An 18346-nucleotide genomic window follows, 5' to 3' on the forward strand; every position below is an offset into this window, starting at 1 on the left:
CCATTTTTCGATCTGTACAGCGTTGCGGCAACGTCATCAAAGCGCATCCTGCCCCTATCCCGAGCCAGTACAAAGAAGAGTTCATTTTGTGGTAGTGCGATATGCCAGATAAGAGCAGAACAGTGATATTTTTTACCGCCGCGGGTTAGCACTCGTATTCTTGTGTGGAAACGTGTGCTGACCACCCAATGTCGCAGCGGGGGAAGTTGGCTGGCCCTCTAGAGTCTGTTAATCTACGCCAAAGCAGTGAAATATCGTAAAACCAGATGGTTGGAAAAATGTAGGTCAGCATTGAGATTTTCTTTAATGACCGTCAAACATTATAAAAATCAATTGAATTATTGTTTTGGATAAAGATGAAAACTATAGAAGTCGACGAGGAACTTTACCGCTATATTGCCAGCCACACGCAGCATATTGGTGAAAGTGCGTCCGATATTTTACGGCGTATGTTGAAGTTTACCGCTGGTCAGCCGCCGGTGCGCGTTGCACCCGTTGCTGCGGGCGCTAAGGCGCTGGAGCCTGCCGCTGTGGGGCAACCTCCGCGCGATCGCGTACGTGCCGTGCGTGAACTGTTGCTGTCCGATGAATACGCCGAACAGAGCAAAGCTGTAAATCGTTTTATGCTGGTACTTTCCACATTGTATACGCTTGATGCAGTGGGTTTTACCGCGGCGACCGATGCATTGCATGGCCGTACCCGTACCTATTTTGCCGGCGATCAGCAAACCCTGCTGGCGAATGGAACGCATACTAAACCGAAACACGTTCCGGGCACGCCTTACTGGGTAATTACCAATACCAATACCGGCCGCAAGCGCAGCATGATCGAAAATATCATGCAGGCGATGCAGTTCCCGGCGGAACTGATCGAGAAAGTTTGCGGTACTGTCTAATTTAGCAAACAGCCCGTAACGGTGGCCGTCAGCGACACATTGCCCGGCTGCAGTTCGGGCATTAGGGAGAGAGTCGATGGCGAATGACCCACGTGCCGGGCAACCTGCTCAGCAAAGTGATTTGATCAACGTAGCCCAGCTAACATCACAATACTACGTGCTGCAGCCGGAAGCAGGCAATGCTGCTCATGCGGTAAAATTCGGCACCTCAGGCCATCGCGGCAGTGCGATGCGCCAAAGCTTCAATGAAGCCCATATTCTGGCTATCGCTCAGGCGATTGCTGAAGTGCGCCGCCAGCAGGGCACCACTGGCCCATGCTATGTTGGTAAAGATACCCATGCTTTGTCTGAACCTGCGTTCATCTCTGTGCTGGAAGTGCTGACGGCCAACGGTGTAGATGTAGTAGTTCAAGAGAACAACGGCTTTACCCCAACGCCAGCGGTGTCACACGCAATCCTGTGCTACAACCGCAAGGGCGGTGCACATGCCGATGGCATCGTTATTACCCCATCGCACAACCCGCCAGAAGACGGTGGCATCAAATATAACCCGCCTAACGGCGGCCCGGCCGACACTAATCTGACGTCAGTGATTGAAAAGCGTGCCAACGAGCTGTTGGAGCTTAAACTGCAGGGTGTGCAACGCCAGACGCTGGCGCAAGCCTGGAACAGCGGTCATTTGCATGCGCAGGATCTGGTGCAGCCGTACGTTGAAGGTTTGGTTGAAGTGGTTGATATGCCAGCCATTCAGCGTGCTGGCCTGAAACTGGGGGTCGACCCGCTCGGGGGTTCCGGGATTGCTTACTGGCAGCGCATTGCTGAGCATTACAAGCTGGATCTGACGCTGGTGAATGATTCCATCGATCAGACTTTCCGTTTTATGCACCTCGATCACGACGGCATTATCCGTATGGACTGTTCGTCGGAGTCAGCCATGGCTGGCCTATTGGCGCTGCGCGATAAGTTTGATCTGGCGTTTGCCAACGATCCTGACTACGACCGCCACGGTATCGTCACGCCAAGAGGCCTGATGAACCCGAACCACTATCTGGCCGTTGCCATCAATTACCTGTTCCAGCATCGTCCACGCTGGGGTGCGGACGTTGCCGTGGGCAAAACGCTGGTTTCCAGCGCGATGATTGACCGCGTGGTGGCGGATCTGGGCCGTAAGCTGGTGGAAGTGCCGGTCGGCTTCAAATGGTTCGTTGATGGTCTGTTCGACGGCAGCTTCGGCTTTGGTGGTGAAGAAAGCGCTGGCGCATCGTTCCTGCGGTTCGACGGTACGCCGTGGTCCACCGATAAAGACGGGATTATCATGTGCTTGCTGGCGGCAGAAATTACCGCCGTAACCGGTGATAACCCGCAACACCACTATGATGGGTTGGCCGAGCGTTTTGGGGCACCAAGTTACAACCGCCTGCAGGCACCGGCCACTTCTGCACAGAAAGCGGCATTGTCCAAGTTGTCACCTGAGATGGTCAAAGCCAGCATGCTGGCTGGCGATCCGATCACTGCGCGTTTGACCGCGGCACCGGGTAACGGCGCTTCGATCGGCGGGCTGAAAGTGATGACTGACAACGGTTGGTTTGCTGCCCGCCCTTCAGGCACTGAAGAAGCTTATAAGATCTACTGCGAAAGCTTCCTCGGCGCTGCGCACCGCGAGAAGATCGAACATGAAGCGGTTGAGATCGTCAGTGCGGTATTAGCTTCAGCCAAATAATCTCTTGCTCTGATGCTGAAAAGGCGCTGTTGTTACAGCGCTTTTTTCATGCATGTGGTTTCAGGGCATAAAGCGATAACCGACGCCGGTTTCAGTCAGCAAATGTCTGGGCCGCGCCGGATCGGCCTCCAGTTTCTGCCGCAGGTGGCCCATATAGATACGCAGATAATGGCTGTGCTCAACGTAATTCGGCCCCCAAACGTGGCTCAATAACTGGCGCTGGGTGATCACTTTGCCTGAGTTGGCCAGCAGTTCGGCCAATAAACGGAATTCGATGGGCGTCAGGTGCAGATCTTCATCGTTGCGCAGCACGCGGCGGTTGATCAGATCGACGGTAATCTCAGAGAAAGTCACCAGCGGGCTCTCCTGCTGGCTGCTGGAGTGGCGTCGCAATGCCACTCTCACCCGGGCCAGCAGTTCACCAATCCCGAAAGGCTTGCTGAGATAATCATCGGCCCCGGCATCCAGCGCGGCGATCTTGTCTTCTTCCGCATGGCGGGCTGAAAGTACGATCACCGGAATGGCGCTCCATTGCCGCAGATCGCGGATATAGTTCAACCCGTCACCGTCTGGCAACCCCAAATCGAGGATAATCAGATCCGGTTTGCGCGTGCCGGCCTCGATCAGCCCCCGCTGCAAGGTCTCGCTTTCAAATACCCGCCACCCTTCACTTTCCAGCGCAGTACGCACGAAACGACGGATCTCTTTCTCATCTTCAACAATCAGAATATTGGTTGGCGTTGTGGTCACAGTGCCTCATCATCTATAAGTCAAAGCCTTCACCTTCCAGCTCGGGTGGGGTTTCCAGCGGTAACACAAAGTGGAAACTGGCACCGCCATTCTCGCCGTTTTCTGCCCAAATGCGGCCACCGTGCACTTCAATAATGGCACGGCAAATCGCTAACCCCAAACCGACACCGGGAATAGCCGATTCTTTATTACCACGGGAGAACTTATCAAAAATAAGCTGCTTCTGCTCTGGCGGGATGCCTGGGCCGTTGTCCCACACTTCCACTTCCAGCCATTCCGGCAGCAGGCGCGCGCGGATACCGATAATAGCATCTGCTCCGGCATATTTATTGGCGTTTTCCAATAGGTTAGTGAATACTCGCTCCAACAGGCTGCCATCGCAATTGATCAGCACCATTTCTGCTGGCAGCTCAACTTTGATTTCGTGCAGGGTCAGCAGTGGTTCCAGCATATGCAGCGATGCGCCGACGATCTCTTCTAACGACTGCCACTCTTTGCGCAGGTTAAAGCCACCGGACTGAATACGTGCCATATCCAGCAGGTTATTCACCAGCCGGGTGGTGCTCAACACCTGCTGGCGGATCTGGTTGGCCTGTGATGCGTGGCTGGAACCTTCGGCGGCCAGATCCAGCGTCAGGATTTCTGCCTGGCCGAACAGCACGGTGAGCGGCGTACGCAAGTCGTGCGAGAGCGCGGCCAACAAAGAGTTACGCAGTTGCTCGCGTTCGGCATCCAGCTTGGCCGCTTCGGCACTGCGCGCCAGATGCAGGCGTTCCAGTGCGCTGGCGATCAGCACGGCAAAGGTTTGCAGCAGGCGCTGTTGCTCCGGCACCATCAGTTGGCGCAGGTTGGTGGGCTCGATCGCCAGCAGGCCGAAGGTCTGCTTTGACGTCCTGAGCGGTATCAACTGGTAAGGCACGCCGGGCAGCGTATCGGTACCGGCACCTGCTGGCAGGCCTTTGTCGTAACTCCAGCGGGCGATGGCTTCGTCTACCGACAGCATGCCGCCTTCTTCTCCTGCCATTTGCTTCAACGAGCCGTCTTCCTGCGGCAAGAGCAGCAGGGTTTTTGCCTGGAAACTGCTGGAAAGGAAATGACTGCTGGTTTTGGCGACATCTTCACCGTTCAGTGCCTGGCTGAGCCCGCGAGACATCTCATACAAATGTCGAGCTCGCTGTTCCCGGTAGCGCGCTACCCGAGCCTGATAGCGCACTCCGGCGGTCAGGTTACCGATGGTGATACCCACACTCAGCATCACGGCAAACGTCAGCAGGTATTGCACATCGCTGACGGCGAGTGACCATCTCGGTTGCACAAAGAACAGATCGAAACTGGCGACGTTGATTATCGCCGCAAACACCGATGGCCAGCGGCCAAAAAACAGGGCGACGATGGCAACACCCAGCAGATAAACCATCACCAGGTTGGCCGAGTCAAAACGTGGCAATAGCCACTGGGAAAGCAGCGTAATGGTGGCACACAGCGCTACGGCCACTGCGCAACCACGCAGTTGGAAGCGCCATTTATCACTAAAGGTGCGGTTATCATGTTCTTTGCTTGGCGGCAGTGGGGCATCGTTTTCCAAGGCGACGATCACCAGATCGAGATCCGGGCCGAGGTGCCCCAGGCGATCGGCAAAGCTGCTGCGTATTTTCCAGCGTTGCTCACTGCGGCGGCCAATAATGATCTTGCCCAGGTTATGTTCACGGGCATAGCGCAGCACGGCGCGTTCCTCAGAGGGATCGGAGAGGGTGGCGGTTTCTGCCCCGAGTTCTTGTGCTAACCGTAACGCACGCAGAATCGCCCGACGTTGGTTTTCCGGTAAGCGGTGTAACTTAGGGGTTTCCACATATACCGCATGCCAGTGACAGCCGAGCCGGGCAGCCAGCCGCGCGGCGATGCGTACCAGCTTTTCGCTGCCGCTGTTATGGCCGACACACAGCAGGATGTTATCGCGGGTATGCCAGACTTTTTCCTGCCCTTGGCTGTCGCGAAAAGCGCGCATTTGGTCATCGACGCGATCGGCCGTGCGGCGTAACGCCAGCTCGCGCAGGGCGATCAGGTTGCCTTTACGGAAAAAGTGCTCAATGGCCCGTTCGGCCTGGCCGGGAATATAGACTTTGCCTTCGTTCAGCCGCTGGCGCAGATCGTCCGGCGGCAAGTCCACCAGCACCACTTCGGTGGCCTCATCAAAGACGTGATCGGGCACCGTTTCTCTGACGCGCACCCCGGTCACGCCACCCACGATGTCGTTAAGGCTTTCCAGATGCTGCACGTTAACGGTGGTCAGCACATCAATACCGGCATCCAGCAACTCTTCCACATCCTGCCAGCGTTTCGGATGGCGTGAACCATGCGCATTGCTGTGCGCCAATTCATCCATCAGGATCAGGGCCGGATGGCGTGCCAGTGCTGCATCGAGATCGAACTCATGTATTAACCGACCCCGGTGTTGGATACGCTTTTGCGGCAGTATAGCCAGCCCCTCCAGCAACGCGGCGGTTTCGCTGCGGCCGTGGGTTTCCACCACCCCAATCAGCACATCCAGCCCCTGGGCGCGCTGGCGCTGCGCCTCTTGCAGCATCGCATAGGTTTTACCTACCCCGGCGCAGGCACCGAAAAAGACTTTCAGCTTACCGCGCGGTTTTTCATTGGCTAACGCTAATAGGCTGTCGGGATCGGGGCGTTGCTGTTCTTCATCCACCATGACGAGTTCCTTTTATACCAACGCAAAGCGGGTTCGGCATGCCGAACCCTGACAGATAGTTTTTACACGCCTGCGGTTATTTCAGCGCATCCAGTGCCAGATTCAGTTTCAGCACGTTAACCACCGATTCCCCCATAAAATTGGGGGTGGCGCCTTCGGTGTTTTCTTCAATCAACTTGGCGATCTGCGCTTCTGGTAATTGGCGGGCGCTGGCTACGCGAGTTAACTGATACCGCGCGGCGGCCACGGAGATCTGCGGATCCAGCCCGCTACCGGAAGCGGTTAACAGATCGACCGGAATAGGGCCACTCATGGCCGGGTTCGCCTGACGCAGTTGTTTCACCCGTTCGGCAATGGCTTTATCCAGCGCCGGATTGGTCGTCGCCAGGTTGCTGCCACCGGATGCCATGGCATTATAGGCCGAATCGGCAGTCGCTGAAGGGCGGCCCCAGAAATACTCCGGTTTGGCGAAGTTCTGGCCGATCAAGGCCGAGCCGACCGCTTTGTCACCTTGGTATAACAGCGAGCCGTTGGCGGTACTGCTGAACAACAGCTGTGACAGCCCGGTGGTCAGCAGCGGGTAAGCGATGCCGGTGATCAGCGTCAGCAGGAGCAGCATTACCAGTGAAGGGCGTAAGTAAGACATCATCATTTCCTCATTATCTCAACCGGCCATGTGCAGCACGGTTAGCAGCAGATCGATCAGCTTAATGCCGACAAACGGCACCAGCAGGCCGCCCAAGCCATACAGCCACAGGTTGCGCCGCAGCAGTGCCGCTGCGCTCATTGCTTTATAACTCACCCCTTTCAGCGCCAGCGGGATCAGGAACACGATCACCAGAGCGTTGAAAATTACCGCCGACATAATGGCGGATGACGGTGAATGCAGGTTCATGATGTTCAGCGCATTCAGTTGCGGATAGGTGGCGGCAAATGCTGCCGGAATAATGGCAAAGTACTTTGCCACGTCGTTGGCGATACTGAAGGTGGTCAGCGAACCGCGCGTCATCAGCATCTGTTTGCCGATATGCACCACTTCGATCAGCTTGGTGGGGTTGGAGTCCAAATCCACCATATTACCTGCCTCTTTGGCCGCCTGGGTACCGGAGTTCATGGCCACCGCCACGTCTGCCTGTGCCAGCGCTGGGGCATCGTTGGTGCCGTCACCGGTCATGGCAACCAGGCGGCCTTCGGCCTGATATTGGCGGATCAGCGCCAGTTTGGCTTCAGGGGTGGCTTCTGACAGAAAATCGTCCACGCCCGCTTCGGCGGCAATGGCGGCGGCGGTCAGGCGGTTATCCCCGGTGATCATCACCGTTTTGATGCCCATTTTGCGCAGCTCGGCAAAGCGTTCTTTGATACCACCTTTGACGATATCCTTCAGCGCCACAACGCCCAGCACGCGCGGCCCTTCGGCCACCACCAGCGGTGTGCCGCCGGTGCGTGCCACGCTTTCCACCAGATCGTCAACGGCGCGCGGGAAGTGGCCGTTATTCGATTCCACATGGCGGCGAATGGCGTCGACGGCCCCTTTACGGATCATCCGATCCTGTACGTTGACACCGCTCATGCGGGTTTGCGCAGAGAAGGGCACGAAGGTGGCGTTCAGCGCCTGTAAATCGCGCTCACGCAGGTTGAAGCGCTGCTTCGCTAGCACCACAATGCTGCGGCCTTCCGGGGTTTCATCCGCCAGTGAAGAGAGCTGCGCGGCATCCGCCAACTCCTGCTCTTTAACGCCCGGCGCAGGCAGGAATTCGGAGGCCTGGCGGTTACCCAGCGTGATGGTGCCGGTTTTATCCAACAGCAACACATCGACGTCACCCGCCGCTTCTACCGCCCGGCCGCTGGTGGCGATCACGTTTGCCCCCAGCATGCGGCTCATCCCGGCCACGCCGATGGCGGACAGCAAGCCACCAATGGTGGTAGGGATCAGGCAAACCAGCAACGCCACCAGTACCGTGATGGAGACCACGGTGCCGCTGCCTGCCGCTTCCACGCTGTATTGTGAGTAAGGGAACAGGGTGGCGGTTGCCAACACGAAGACGATGGTCAAGGCAATCAGCAGAATAGTCAGCGCCACCTCATTGGGGGTTTTACGGCGTTTAGCCCCTTCTACCATGGCGATCATGCGATCGAGGAAGGTCTCACCCGGGTTCACGCTGCACTGTACCACCAGCCAGTCAGACAGCACGCGTGTCCCACCGGTGACCGAAGAGAAGTCGCCGCCGGATTCGCGGATCACCGGGGCGGATTCGCCGGTAATGGCGCTTTCATCCACCGAGGCCCCGCCCTCTAGCACTTCACCGTCGCACGGGATGGTGTCACCGGCTTCTACCAGCACAATATCCCCTTTACGCAGGCTTTCGGCAGACACCTTCTCGCTGGCAGAGTCGCGTTTCGCGCTGGCAAGTTTCTTCGCCCAACTGGTTTTTTTAGTGCCTTTCAGGCTTTCGGCCTGAGCTTTGCTGCGCCCTTCGGCCAAGGCTTCGGCAAAGTTGGCAAACAGCACGGTAAACCACAGCCACAGTGAGATACTGCCGGTGAAAGCCGCGCTCCCGTCGGTTTTCCCGGCCAGAATCGTCAACCAGATGGCGCTGGTCAGGATACTGCCGATGTACACCACGAACATTACCGGGTTGCGCCATTGCACACGCGGATCCAGCTTTTTCGCTGCATCAATCAGCGCAGTTCGCACCAATGCTGGCTCAAACAGCGCACGTTGTTTACGAGTCATCGTTTTATTCTCTCTATGACTGTTAGTTTGCCAACCAAAGCTGCAAATGCTCGGCTACCGGGCCCAGCGCCAGCGCTGGAACAAAGGTCAATGCACCGACCAGCAGGATGGTGCCGATCAGCAGGCCGATAAACAACGGCCCGTAAGTGGGCAACGTACCGTTACCCGCAGGTTGGCGTTTTTTGACGCACAGCGAACCGGCAATGGCCAACACCGGCAGGATCACCCCGAAACGGCCGACGAACATGGCGAAGGCCAGCAGCAGGTTATAGAACGGCGTATTGACGCTTAAGCCTGCAAAGGCGCTACCGTTGTTGTTGGCGGCAGAGGACAGGGCATACAGCACTTCGCTGAAACCATGTGCGCCAGGGTTGAGAATACCGGCACGGCCTGCATCGGTAGCAATCGCCAGTGCGGTTCCCAGCAGTACCAGCGTCGGAGTGACCAGGATCGCCAGCGCGGTCATTTTCATGTCATAGACATCAATCTTTTTGCCCAGGTATTCCGGGGTGCGGCCAATCATCAACCCGGCAATAAACACCGTCAGCAGCACGAACAGCAGCATGCCATACAGGCCGGAACCGACACCGCCAAACACCACTTCACCGATCTGCATTAACCACATCGGCACCAGGCCGCCCAGTGGGGTGAAAGAGTCATGCATGGCGTTAACGGCACCGCAGGACGCGGCCGTGGTGACCACCGAGAACATGCTGGTGGCAAGAATACCGAAGCGTGACTCCTTACCTTCCATGTTGATGTTACTGGCGCTGCCGAGTGCGCTCAGATGCGGGTTACCTGCCAGCTCGGCGTACATCACCACGATCACCGCCAGCACGAAGATCAGCGCCATCGCCCAAATCAGCGCATGGCCCTGGCGGTTTTCACCGGCCACCTGACCAAAGGCAAAGCACAGTGCGCAAGGGATCAGGAAGATCGCCAGCATCTGCACGAAGTTGGTCAACACCGTCGGGTTTTCGAACGGATGTGCGGAGTTGGCGCCGAAGAAACCACCGCCGTTGGTGCCGAGCATTTTGATCGCTTCTTGCGAAGCCACCGGCCCCATTGGCAGCGTTTGCTGCGCGCCTTCCAACGTGTGCAGATGCAGATAAGGCAAGAGGTTCTGCAGTGAGCCTTGGCTGACAAAAAACAGCGCGATGAGCAGCGCCAACGGCAACAGCACGTACAGGGTAATGCGCAAGATATCGATCCAGGCGTTACCGATAGTAGCGCTGGAGCGGCGGGCAAAGGCGCGGATCAAGGCAAAGGCCACGGCAATGCCGGTAGCCGCAGACAGGAAGTTTTGCACCGTCAGCCCAGCCATCTGGCTGAGATAGCTGAGGGTGTTTTCACCGCTATAGGCTTGCCAGTTAGTATTGGTGACGAAACTGACGGCGGTATTAAGCGCCAGATCCCAAGACAGCCCGGAGAACCCTTGCGGGTTAAGCGGCAATGAGCCCTGAGCCATCAGCAACGCAAATAGCAGCACCAAACCCAGCAGGTTGAACCACAGAATAGCCAAGGCATATTGCCACCAGTTCATTTCTGCCGTGTCATTACCACAACAGCGCCAGACGGCATGCTCAACGTGACGCAGCACCGGCAGCGGTTCACCTTCGATCAGGCGTGCGATAAAGCCGCCCAGAGGGCGAGCTAACAATAGAAGCACCAGCATAAAGCTGGCGATCAGTAAGAAGGCTGAAGCTGCCATTAGAAATCCTCCGCATTAAACAGGGCATAAATCAGATAGCCCAACAGCAGCAGAACCAGCAGCGCACCACCAATAACGCTGAAACTCACGGGACACCTCCAGAGGTGTGGTTTTTGATAGCTTGAGTGTAGGGAGTAGGGTGGAAAGAAGATGAAAAAATAGCGCCGGGCGGTGTAAAAAAAGTATAAAAATGGCTGAAATTAAAGCAAAAAAGCAGAGGGTAATGCAGGTAACGATCGCCATCGTCCGCTTTGCGGTTGTTCTTTTCGAGGGGAAAACCCGTTATCGAGAGGTAACCATTAAGTAACCAGATTTGAGTTTGTGATTAACCTTCATGTAACAAAATTACGATGCAGCGTAATTTTTGCGATTTTTTTGAGCAAAATAGTGGTCGGATGAGTAGTAAAGTTACAAAAATTGCGCTAAAATTTTGTCCAACTTTCAAATTGTCTTATTTAACGTTATACGCCCGTACGGTTTCCTGATAGTTCCGCCGTAGGTGTTGCCAAGGAGGTTCGCATGTCTAACTATCACGCTTATCCATTACATCGGATCTTCCTGCGCCGCAGTGCTGTGCTTCTGGCGTTACTGGTGACTCTACCAGTGATGCTGTTCCGTACCGATCGCGCCCGTTTTTACAGCTATCTGCACCGCGTCTGGGCCAAAACCAGTGATAAACCGGTCTGGTTGCAGCAGGCAGAAGCCGCGTCTGGTGATTTTTATTGATTACTTTTAACGTACCGCACTAAAAACCCTCGTCAATGTTGGCGGGGGTTTTTTGTTTATGCGTTATTGAGTCGTACTAACGCGCGAATTCCTCTACACTTTTTGCATCATCCACCATTCTGGGGCGTAAAAATATGAGTGATAAAATTCCAGTAGGGATCAGCGCTTGCCTATTAGGCGGCAGAGTACGTTTTGATGGTGGCCATAAACGGCTGGAGTTTGCCGTGGAACAACTGGCCCCTTATGTGCGCTTTGAACCCATCTGCCCAGAAATGGCGATTGGCTTACCCGCGCCACGGCCTGCTCTGCGGTTGATGAAAAAACAGCAAGAGACGGTGTTGTGCAACAGTAATGACAGCACGGTAGATGTTACCGACAAGATGCAGCAGTTCTCCGAGCAGCGTGTCGCTACCCTACAGGATTTATGTGGCTATATCGTCTGCGCCAAGTCGCCCAGTTGCGGTATGGAACGGGTCAAGGTGTACGGTGAGAATGGCGAAGGCGCGCGTAAAAGCGGCGTTGGGCTGTTTACCGCCGAACTGATGCGCCAGATGCCGTGGCTGCCGGTGGAGGAAGATGGCCGCCTGAACGATCCGGTGCTGCGGGAGAACTTTGTCGAGCGGGTGTTTGCGCTCTATGAACTGAACATGCTGTGGCGTAAAGGCCTGACGCGCGGCGGGCTGATCGCTTTCCACAGCCGTTATAAACTTTCACTGCTGGCCCATTCACAGCCCGAGTACCGCGAACTGGGGCGTTTTGTCGCAGGCATTGAAAAGTGGGCGTCGCTGGAGGCGTTTGCCGTGGAGTACCGCACCCGCCTGATGGCGTTGCTCAAGCACAAAGCCACCCGCCGTAACCACACTAACGTGCTGATGCATGTGCAGGGGTATTTCCGCCGTCAGCTCAGTTCCGCTCAACGTCAGGAACTGGCGCAACTCATCGATCGCTACCGTCAAGGGATGCAGCCCTTGCTGGCCCCTATCACCCTGTTAAAGCATTATATGGCTGAATATCCTGACAGTTATCTGGCGCAGCAGCGCTATTTTGAGCCATACCCTGAAGCGCTGCGTTTACGTTATGGCCATTAATCAACAAGGAATGTTATGACCACCCATGTGATCTGGTTGCGTAACGATTTGCGTATTACCGACAATAAAGCGCTGCATGCGGCCTGTAGCGATGCCGATGCCAAGGTAGTGGCGGTGTTCATTGCCACCCCAGGGCAGTGGCGCCAGCATGAGATGGCCCCGCGCCAGGCGGCCTTTATTCACGCCAACCTGTTACAGGTGCAACAGGCGCTGGCGGCACGCGGCATTGAACTGGTTTACCATCAGTGCAACGACTTTGCCGATTCGCTCACCTGGCTGGTGGATTTCTGCCAGCAGCGGCAGGTCACCGCACTGTTTTACAACCGCCAGTATGAAATCAATGAGCGGCAGCGTGATGCCCGGCTTGAGCAACAACTGGCGGGCAAGGTGATTTGCCACAGTTTTGATGACAGTCTGCTGTTGCCACCGGGCAGTGTGCTGACCGGCAATGGTGAGATGTTCAAGGTCTATACCCCGTTTCGTCGGGCATTTATCCAGCGGCTGACGGAGTCTGATGTCCGTTCATTGCCTGCTCCGCCCGCACGTGGTGACGTGCTGCCGTTGGCTGAACCCGAGAAGTTCAACTATCCCCAGGCAGAGGTGGGGGCCGCATACCCGGCGGGTGAAGAGGCGGCGCTGCAGCGGCTGCGCGCGTTTTGCCGCGAGCAGGTACAGGATTATGCCAAGCAACGCGATCTGCCTGCGATTGCCGGTACCAGTAGCCTTTCACCCTACCTGGCTATCGGCGTGTTGTCGCCGCGCCAGTGCTTCAACCGGCTGCGCGCCGAATGCCCAGAAGTGTTGGAGAACCCAGAGAGTGGCGCTTTCTGCTGGCTGAACGAACTGATCTGGCGCGAGTTTTATCGCCATCTGATGGTGGCACATCCTGCGTTATGCAAGCACCGTCCCTTTATTGAGTGGACCGATAGGGTAACCTGGAAAGCCGATGACAAGGCACTATTGGCCTGGCAGCAGGGGCGGACCGGTTACCCGATTGTTGATGCCGCTATGCGTCAGCTCAATCAAACCGGCTGGATGCATAACCGCTTACGGATGATCAGCGCCAGCTTCTTGGTGAAGGATTTATTGATCGACTGGCGTGCCGGCGAGCGCTATTTCATGTCACAACTGCTGGATGGCGATCTGGCTGCCAATAACGGTGGCTGGCAGTGGGCCGCTTCAACCGGTACCGACGCCGCACCTTATTTCCGCATTTTCAATCCGACCACCCAGGGTGAACGTTTTGATCCGCAAGGCACTTTTATCCGTAAATGGTTGCCTGAACTGGCGGGTGTACCGGACAATGACATTCACCAACCTCATCGCTGGGCAGAAAAACAGCAACGGGCGCTGGATTATCCGCTGCCGATTGTCGATCACAAGCAGGCCCGGCTGGATACGCTGGCGGCCTTCGAAGCGGCCAAGCGAGGGGGTAATTAAGGCAACAGCAAGGAGCTTCCTGATGATGAAAAAAATGCTGGCTTTGTGCCTGAGCGGCTATTCCGCCCTGGCGATGGCCGGCTTTGACGTAGTGGCGCTGGGCGTCGACGGCGGCGTCAGCGATGGCAATCTGACCTCTTACCTGATCCGTAGCGATAACCAAACGCGCTATCTGGCACTTGATGCCGGTTCGCTGCTGCCGGGGATCGCCAAGGGGCTGCAAAAGGGCAGCTTCCCGCAGGTGACGCCTGAACTGGCGGCCCCTTATACGCCGCAAGGGTACGTGTTCCGCCAACTGATCGACAGCTACTTTATCAGCCACGCGCACTTGGACCATGTCGCCGGGCTGATTATCGGCTCGCCGCAAGACAGCAAGAAAACCCTTTATGCGCAGGCGGATACCGTCCTGACGTTGCGTAACCACTATTTTAACTGGAAGGCCTGGCCCAACTTCACCGATGCGGGCAATGGCGCACGGCTGGGCACCTACCGCCTGCAAACGGTGCGGCCGCAACAACGTTTTACCCTGGGGCTGACCGGTTTGAGCGGGGTGATGTATCCACTCAGCCACGATCGTTACCCTTCTTCAATGCTGTTGGTTTCTGACCGTGAAGGCTCATTTGCCTATTTTGGTGATACCGGCCCGGATGCGCTGGAACAGTCACGCAATTTAGACAGCATCTGGCGCGTGCTGGGGCCGCTGATTGAGCAGAAGCAGCTGAAAGGCATGATTATCGAAACCTCTTACCCTAACGGCGTGGAAGATAAATCGCTCTATGGCCATCTAACGCCCGCCTGGCTGCTGAAAGAGCTGAAAAACCTGCAGCAATACAGCGGGGGAGATGGCTCGCTGCAAGATCTGCCGGTGGTGATCGGTCATATCAAACCCAGCCTGAAGCAGGGCGAGGATGTGCGTGCCACCATCAAACAGCAACTGGAGCAGGGCAACGAACTGGGGGTGAAGTTTATATTGATGGAGCAGGGCGACCGGCAACAATTTTGAATATACCCGTCGTCTTTCAAGTTGCAGGGGTGTTGGCTGCGTTACTCGGCCCATGCTGGGCCTCGTCCCTTCGGGACCGCTGCAAGCAGCGTTCAAATCTGCTTTCGCAGATTTGTCACTCACCCCAGTCACTTGACTTCTGTAAGCTCCTAGGGATGATGAGCCTCATGGCTGAGGCTCCCCCATATGGGCCAGCGCAAGCGCTGTTCAAATCGGTCTCTGACCGATTTGTCGCTCAGTTGCCGCCTACCTGCATCTTGAAATCCATAGGGTATAAAAAGTGAGATAATGATGAACAACCTCGATCTGGAAAATCTGATCAACACCGAATTGAACTGCGCTGCTTTTCAGGACTATGCGCCAAACGGCCTGCAGGTGGAAGGGCGCGCGCAGGTGCAGCGCATTGTCACAGGGGTTACGGCGTGCCAGGCGCTGCTTGATGCCGCCGTGGCACACCAGGCCGATGCCATTGTGGTGCATCACGGTTATTTCTGGAAAAACGAAGCGCCGTCGGTGCGCGGCATGAAGCGTAACCGGCTGAAAACGCTGTTGAGCAACGATATCAACCTGTATGGCTATCACTTGCCGCTGGATGCACATCCGGTGTTGGGCAATAACGCCCAACTGGCCCAGATGCTGGGGATCCGCGTGCAGGGTGAGGTTGAGTCTTTGCTGCCATACGGTGAGTTTGAGCAACCGCTAAGTGGCAGCGAGCTGCAACAGCGTATCGAAAGCCGCCTGGGGCGAGCGGTGCTGCATTGTGGTGATAATGCGCCTGAGCATATTCGCAACGTGGCCTGGTGCACCGGTGGTGGCCAGAGCTTTATCGACAGCGCCGCACGATTCGGCGTTGATGCCTTTATCAGCGGTGAGGTTTCTGAACAAACCATCCATACGGCACGGGAAATGGGTGTGCACTTCTTTGCCGCTGGCCACCATGCTACCGAACGCGGCGGTATCAAGGCGCTTGGTGAGTGGCTGGCGCAGCATTATGGCTTTGACGTGACCTTTATCGATATCCCGAATCCTGCCTGATTTCCTTCCTCGGGTTCGCTTGGCCGAACCCGAAAATAACCCTAATCCCTTATTTTAACAAGGGTTGTTCTATTGACAGCCGGGCTGCCGTCACGCATAACTGATGCGTTTTGTAATCAGTTAAGGAGAGCAGGGTGCAGCGAGCACGATATTATCTGTTAGGGGAAAGAGCAGTAGTGCTTGAATTGGCGCCCCCGGTTACGTTGCAGAGTCAGCAACGTATTTGGGCATTGGCGGAAAAGTTAAACCATCATGCTGACGTGCGTGAAGTGGTGCCAGGTATGAATAACCTGACACTGCTGTTGTATACGCCGCAGGCCGATGCCGAAGCCATGCTAGCGCTGTTGCAACAGGGTTGGGAAGGTAAAGAGAGCCTGGTGCCGGAATCCCGCGATGTGGATATACCGGTGATCTACGGCGGGGTGGATGGCCCCGATCTGCACGAAGTGGCACAGTACACCGGGATGACGCCGCAGCAGGTGGTGGAATGCCATTCCTCGGTAACCTATGTGGTGTATTTCCTCGGTTTCCAGCCGGGGTTCACCTATTTGGGGGGCATGCCAGAACGCTTGGCGATGCCGCGTCGTGCAGAGCCGCGCTTGTCGGTTGCTGCCGGTTCGGTGGGGATTGGTGGCGGCCAGACGGGAATTTATCCGCTCGTCACACCCGGTGGCTGGCAACTGATTGGCCGCACGCCGCTGGCCCTGTTTAATCCCAATGAAATGCCACCGACGCTGTTGCGCCCTGGCGACAACGTGCGCTTTGTGCCGCAGAAGGAGGGGGTATGTTGAAGATTCTGCGTGCGGGTATTTACACCACGGTTCAGGACCTGGGGCGCAACGGCTTTCGCCGCTTGGGGATTAGCCAGGGCGGTGCGCTGGATGTCCCCGCGCTGAAAATTGCCAATCTGCTGGTGGGCAACATGCCAGATGCCGCTGGATTGGAGATCACGCTCGGGCAGTTCAGCGCCGAGTTTAGCCAACATGGCTGGATCGCCCTGACCGGTGCCGGTTGTGATACGCAGCTAGACGGGAAACCTCTGTGGACCGGGTGGCGTTATCCGGTCAAAAAAGGCCAAAAGCTGACGCTGAAAATGCCGAAACGCGGCATGCGCAGTTACCTGGCGCTGTCCGGTGGGATTGCGGTGCCCGAAATGCTGGGGTCGCGCAGTACCGATCTGAAAGCGGGCTTCGGTGGGTTTGATGGGCGGCCACTGAAAGAGGGTGACGTTTTACCTTTGGGGAGCAGCCGCAAATTACCGATCAACAGCCTGGGCGTGAAGCAACTGCTGTTCAACAACCGGATCCGCGCGTTACCGGGGCCTGAGTACGGCGAGTTCAGCAAAGAGGCACAGGATGCCTTTTGGCGCAAGGCTTGGCAGCTTAGCCCGCAGAGTAACCGGATGGGATATCGTCTGCATGGCAACATCGCCCTGACAAGAACGACCGAGCGTGAAATGCTCTCCCATGGGTTATTGCCGGGAGTGATTCAGGTGCCACATAACGGCCAGCCGATCGTGCTGATGGCCGATGCGCAGACCACTGGCGGTTACCCGCGTATTGCCTGCGTGATCGAGGCCGATCTCTACCATCTGGCGCAGATTCGCCTCGGCGAAGTTATCCACTTTATCCCTTGTACTTTGGCTGAGGCGCAGCGTGCCAAGGCTGAGCAGGATCACTTTATTCAACAGATAGCCTGGGGGTTAAATGATCGTTGATTTAAACGCCGATCTCGGCGAAGGCTGTGCCAATGATGAGGCGTTGCTGCAACTGGTCAGCTCCGCCAATATCGCCTGTGGTTTCCATGCCGGTGATGCGCAAACCATGCGTCAATCGGTGCGTTGGGCGCTGCAATACGGGGTGGCTATCGGTGCACACCCAAGTTTCCCCGATCGGGAAAACTTTGGCCGGACCCGCATGCAGTTGCCTGCGGAAACGGTTTACGCACAGGTGGTTTATCAACTCGGTGCGCTGGCGGCGATCGCACGTGCCGAAGGCGGTGTGATGGTGCACGTGAAGCCCCACGGCATGCTGTATAACCAGGCCGCGGTGGAGCCCGAACTGGCTGATGCCATTGCTCGCGCCGTGCTGGCGGTGGATCCTGCATTGCGTTTGGTTGGCTTGGCAGGCAGCGAACTGATTCGTGCCGGGCAAAAACTGGGGCTGGCGACAAGGCAGGAAGTGTTTGCCGATCGCGGCTATCAGGCCGACGGTACCTTGGTACCGCGTGGTCAACAAGGCGCGTTGATCGCCAGTGATGAGCTGGCTCTGGAGCAAACGCTGGAGATGGTGCGCCATCACCGAGTACGTACGGTGACAGGAGCCTGGGCCGCCGTTCAGGCCGAAACGGTTTGCCTGCATGGTGATGGTGAACATGCGTTAGCGTATGCCCGTAAACTGCGTGAGAGCTTTGCCGAACAGCAGATCCGCGTCAGTGCGGGTTAATGTGCCGTGGTTAAGACCGTATTGAGATAAAAACAAGAAACACAGCAAACACAATCTATATCCACGTCACGCGCGTTGCTTGTAGGCGAGAG

At 56.5% G+C, this 18346-nt stretch carries 16 protein-coding genes; 10 read left to right on the forward strand and 6 right to left on the reverse strand.

The window, feature by feature from the left end; all coding sequences use genetic code 11:
- The first annotated feature begins 356 nt into the window (after positions 1–356).
- A complete protein-coding gene (gene seqA / locus WG891_RS08120) occupies positions 357–896 on the forward strand; it encodes a replication initiation negative regulator SeqA (protein ID WP_337262061.1) in 540 nt (179 codons plus the stop codon).
- Positions 897–972: 76 nt separating this feature from the next.
- On the forward strand, positions 973–2616 hold the full coding sequence (gene pgm / locus WG891_RS08125) for a phosphoglucomutase (alpha-D-glucose-1,6-bisphosphate-dependent) (protein WP_337262062.1): 1644 nt from the start codon (positions 973–975) through the stop codon (positions 2614–2616).
- Positions 2617–2676: 60 nt separating this feature from the next.
- Here the strand turns inward: pgm and kdpE are convergent, their stop codons facing one another.
- The 6 genes from kdpE to WG891_RS08155 all read right to left on the reverse strand — a co-directional run bounded on the left by kdpE (position 2677) and on the right by WG891_RS08155 (position 10607).
- On the reverse strand, positions 2677–3366 hold the full coding sequence (gene kdpE, locus WG891_RS08130) for a two-component system response regulator KdpE (protein ID WP_076940845.1): 690 nt from the start codon (positions 3364–3366) through the stop codon (positions 2677–2679).
- 13 nt (positions 3367–3379) lie between these two features.
- Positions 3380–6073, reverse strand: coding sequence for a two-component system sensor histidine kinase KdpD (gene kdpD, locus WG891_RS08135; protein ID WP_337262063.1), 2694 nt, complete (start codon positions 6071–6073; stop codon positions 3380–3382).
- A gap of 76 nt (positions 6074–6149) precedes the next feature.
- Positions 6150–6719 (reverse strand): potassium-transporting ATPase subunit KdpC, encoded by a 570-nt coding sequence (kdpC, locus tag WG891_RS08140; protein WP_337262064.1) that lies wholly within the window; start codon positions 6717–6719, stop codon positions 6150–6152.
- 18 nt (positions 6720–6737) lie between these two features.
- Entirely contained in the window at positions 6738–8807 is a 2070-nt protein-coding gene (gene kdpB / locus WG891_RS08145) for a potassium-transporting ATPase subunit KdpB (protein WP_337262065.1), read from the reverse strand.
- A 22-nt stretch (positions 8808–8829) separates the two neighbouring features.
- On the reverse strand, positions 8830–10518 hold the full coding sequence (kdpA, locus tag WG891_RS08150; RefSeq protein WP_337262066.1) for a potassium-transporting ATPase subunit KdpA: 1689 nt from the start codon (positions 10516–10518) through the stop codon (positions 8830–8832).
- Positions 10518–10607 (reverse strand): K(+)-transporting ATPase subunit F, encoded by a 90-nt coding sequence (locus tag WG891_RS08155; RefSeq protein ID WP_037398280.1) that lies wholly within the window; start codon positions 10605–10607, stop codon positions 10518–10520. Before WG891_RS08155 ends, kdpA begins: the two co-directional genes overlap by 1 nt.
- A 430-nt stretch (positions 10608–11037) precedes the next feature.
- On the opposite strand from WG891_RS08155, the gene WG891_RS08160 reads away from it, so the two are divergent.
- From WG891_RS08160 to pxpA, 8 genes are all read left to right on the forward strand, one after another.
- On the forward strand, positions 11038–11244 hold the full coding sequence (locus WG891_RS08160; protein ID WP_076940854.1) for a DUF2517 family protein: 207 nt from the start codon (positions 11038–11040) through the stop codon (positions 11242–11244).
- A gap of 134 nt (positions 11245–11378) precedes the next feature.
- Positions 11379–12332: a YbgA family protein gene (locus tag WG891_RS08165; RefSeq protein WP_337262067.1), complete on the forward strand. Its 954-nt coding sequence runs from the start codon at positions 11379–11381 to the stop codon at positions 12330–12332.
- Positions 12333–12347: 15 nt separating this feature from the next.
- Positions 12348–13772: a deoxyribodipyrimidine photo-lyase gene (gene phrB / locus WG891_RS08170; RefSeq protein ID WP_337262068.1), complete on the forward strand. Its 1425-nt coding sequence runs from the start codon at positions 12348–12350 to the stop codon at positions 13770–13772.
- Positions 13773–13794: 22 nt separating this feature from the next.
- Complete coding sequence (locus tag WG891_RS08175; protein WP_337262069.1) at positions 13795–14775, forward strand: MBL fold metallo-hydrolase; 981 nt, start codon at positions 13795–13797, stop codon at positions 14773–14775.
- A gap of 291 nt (positions 14776–15066) precedes the next feature.
- Complete coding sequence (locus WG891_RS08180; protein ID WP_337262152.1) at positions 15067–15810, forward strand: type 2 GTP cyclohydrolase I; 744 nt, start codon at positions 15067–15069, stop codon at positions 15808–15810.
- Between the two features lie 134 nt (positions 15811–15944).
- Positions 15945–16601 carry a 5-oxoprolinase subunit PxpB gene (pxpB, locus tag WG891_RS08185; RefSeq protein WP_337262070.1) on the forward strand — a complete coding sequence of 219 codons (657 nt, stop codon included), beginning with the start codon at positions 15945–15947 and terminating at the stop codon, positions 16599–16601.
- Entirely contained in the window at positions 16595–17527 is a 933-nt protein-coding gene (gene pxpC / locus WG891_RS08190) for a 5-oxoprolinase subunit PxpC (protein ID WP_337262071.1), read from the forward strand. The genes pxpB and pxpC overlap by 7 nt, the downstream gene beginning before the upstream one ends.
- Positions 17517–18254: a 5-oxoprolinase subunit PxpA gene (pxpA, locus tag WG891_RS08195; RefSeq protein WP_076940864.1), complete on the forward strand. Its 738-nt coding sequence runs from the start codon at positions 17517–17519 to the stop codon at positions 18252–18254. Before pxpC ends, pxpA begins: the two co-directional genes overlap by 11 nt.
- Positions 18255–18346: the final 92 nt, after the last annotated feature.

Source organism: Serratia sp. MMO-28, from assembly GCF_037199905.1.
Taxonomy (GTDB): domain Bacteria; phylum Pseudomonadota; class Gammaproteobacteria; order Enterobacterales; family Enterobacteriaceae; genus Chania; species Chania oryzae.

Coding starts and splice junctions, on each gene's coding strand:
- kdpD (WP_337262063.1), bottom strand. CDS start 6,073: ATGGTGGATGAAGAACAGCAACGCCCCGATCCCGACAGCCTATTAGCG.
- WG891_RS08165 (WP_337262067.1), top strand. CDS start 11,379: ATGAGTGATAAAATTCCAGTAGGGATCAGCGCTTGCCTATTAGGCGGC.
- WG891_RS08175 (WP_337262069.1), top strand. CDS start 13,795: ATGATGAAAAAAATGCTGGCTTTGTGCCTGAGCGGCTATTCCGCCCTG.
- pxpA (WP_076940864.1), top strand. CDS start 17,517: ATGATCGTTGATTTAAACGCCGATCTCGGCGAAGGCTGTGCCAATGAT.
- pgm (WP_337262062.1), top strand. CDS start 973: ATGGCGAATGACCCACGTGCCGGGCAACCTGCTCAGCAAAGTGATTTG.
- seqA (WP_337262061.1), top strand. CDS start 357: ATGAAAACTATAGAAGTCGACGAGGAACTTTACCGCTATATTGCCAGC.
- kdpC (WP_337262064.1), bottom strand. CDS start 6,719: ATGTCTTACTTACGCCCTTCACTGGTAATGCTGCTCCTGCTGACGCTG.
- kdpB (WP_337262065.1), bottom strand. CDS start 8,807: ATGACTCGTAAACAACGTGCGCTGTTTGAGCCAGCATTGGTGCGAACT.
- WG891_RS08180 (WP_337262152.1), top strand. CDS start 15,067: ATGAACAACCTCGATCTGGAAAATCTGATCAACACCGAATTGAACTGC.
- WG891_RS08160 (WP_076940854.1), top strand. CDS start 11,038: ATGTCTAACTATCACGCTTATCCATTACATCGGATCTTCCTGCGCCGC.
- pxpC (WP_337262071.1), top strand. CDS start 16,595: ATGTTGAAGATTCTGCGTGCGGGTATTTACACCACGGTTCAGGACCTG.
- kdpA (WP_337262066.1), bottom strand. CDS start 10,518: ATGGCAGCTTCAGCCTTCTTACTGATCGCCAGCTTTATGCTGGTGCTT.
- phrB (WP_337262068.1), top strand. CDS start 12,348: ATGACCACCCATGTGATCTGGTTGCGTAACGATTTGCGTATTACCGAC.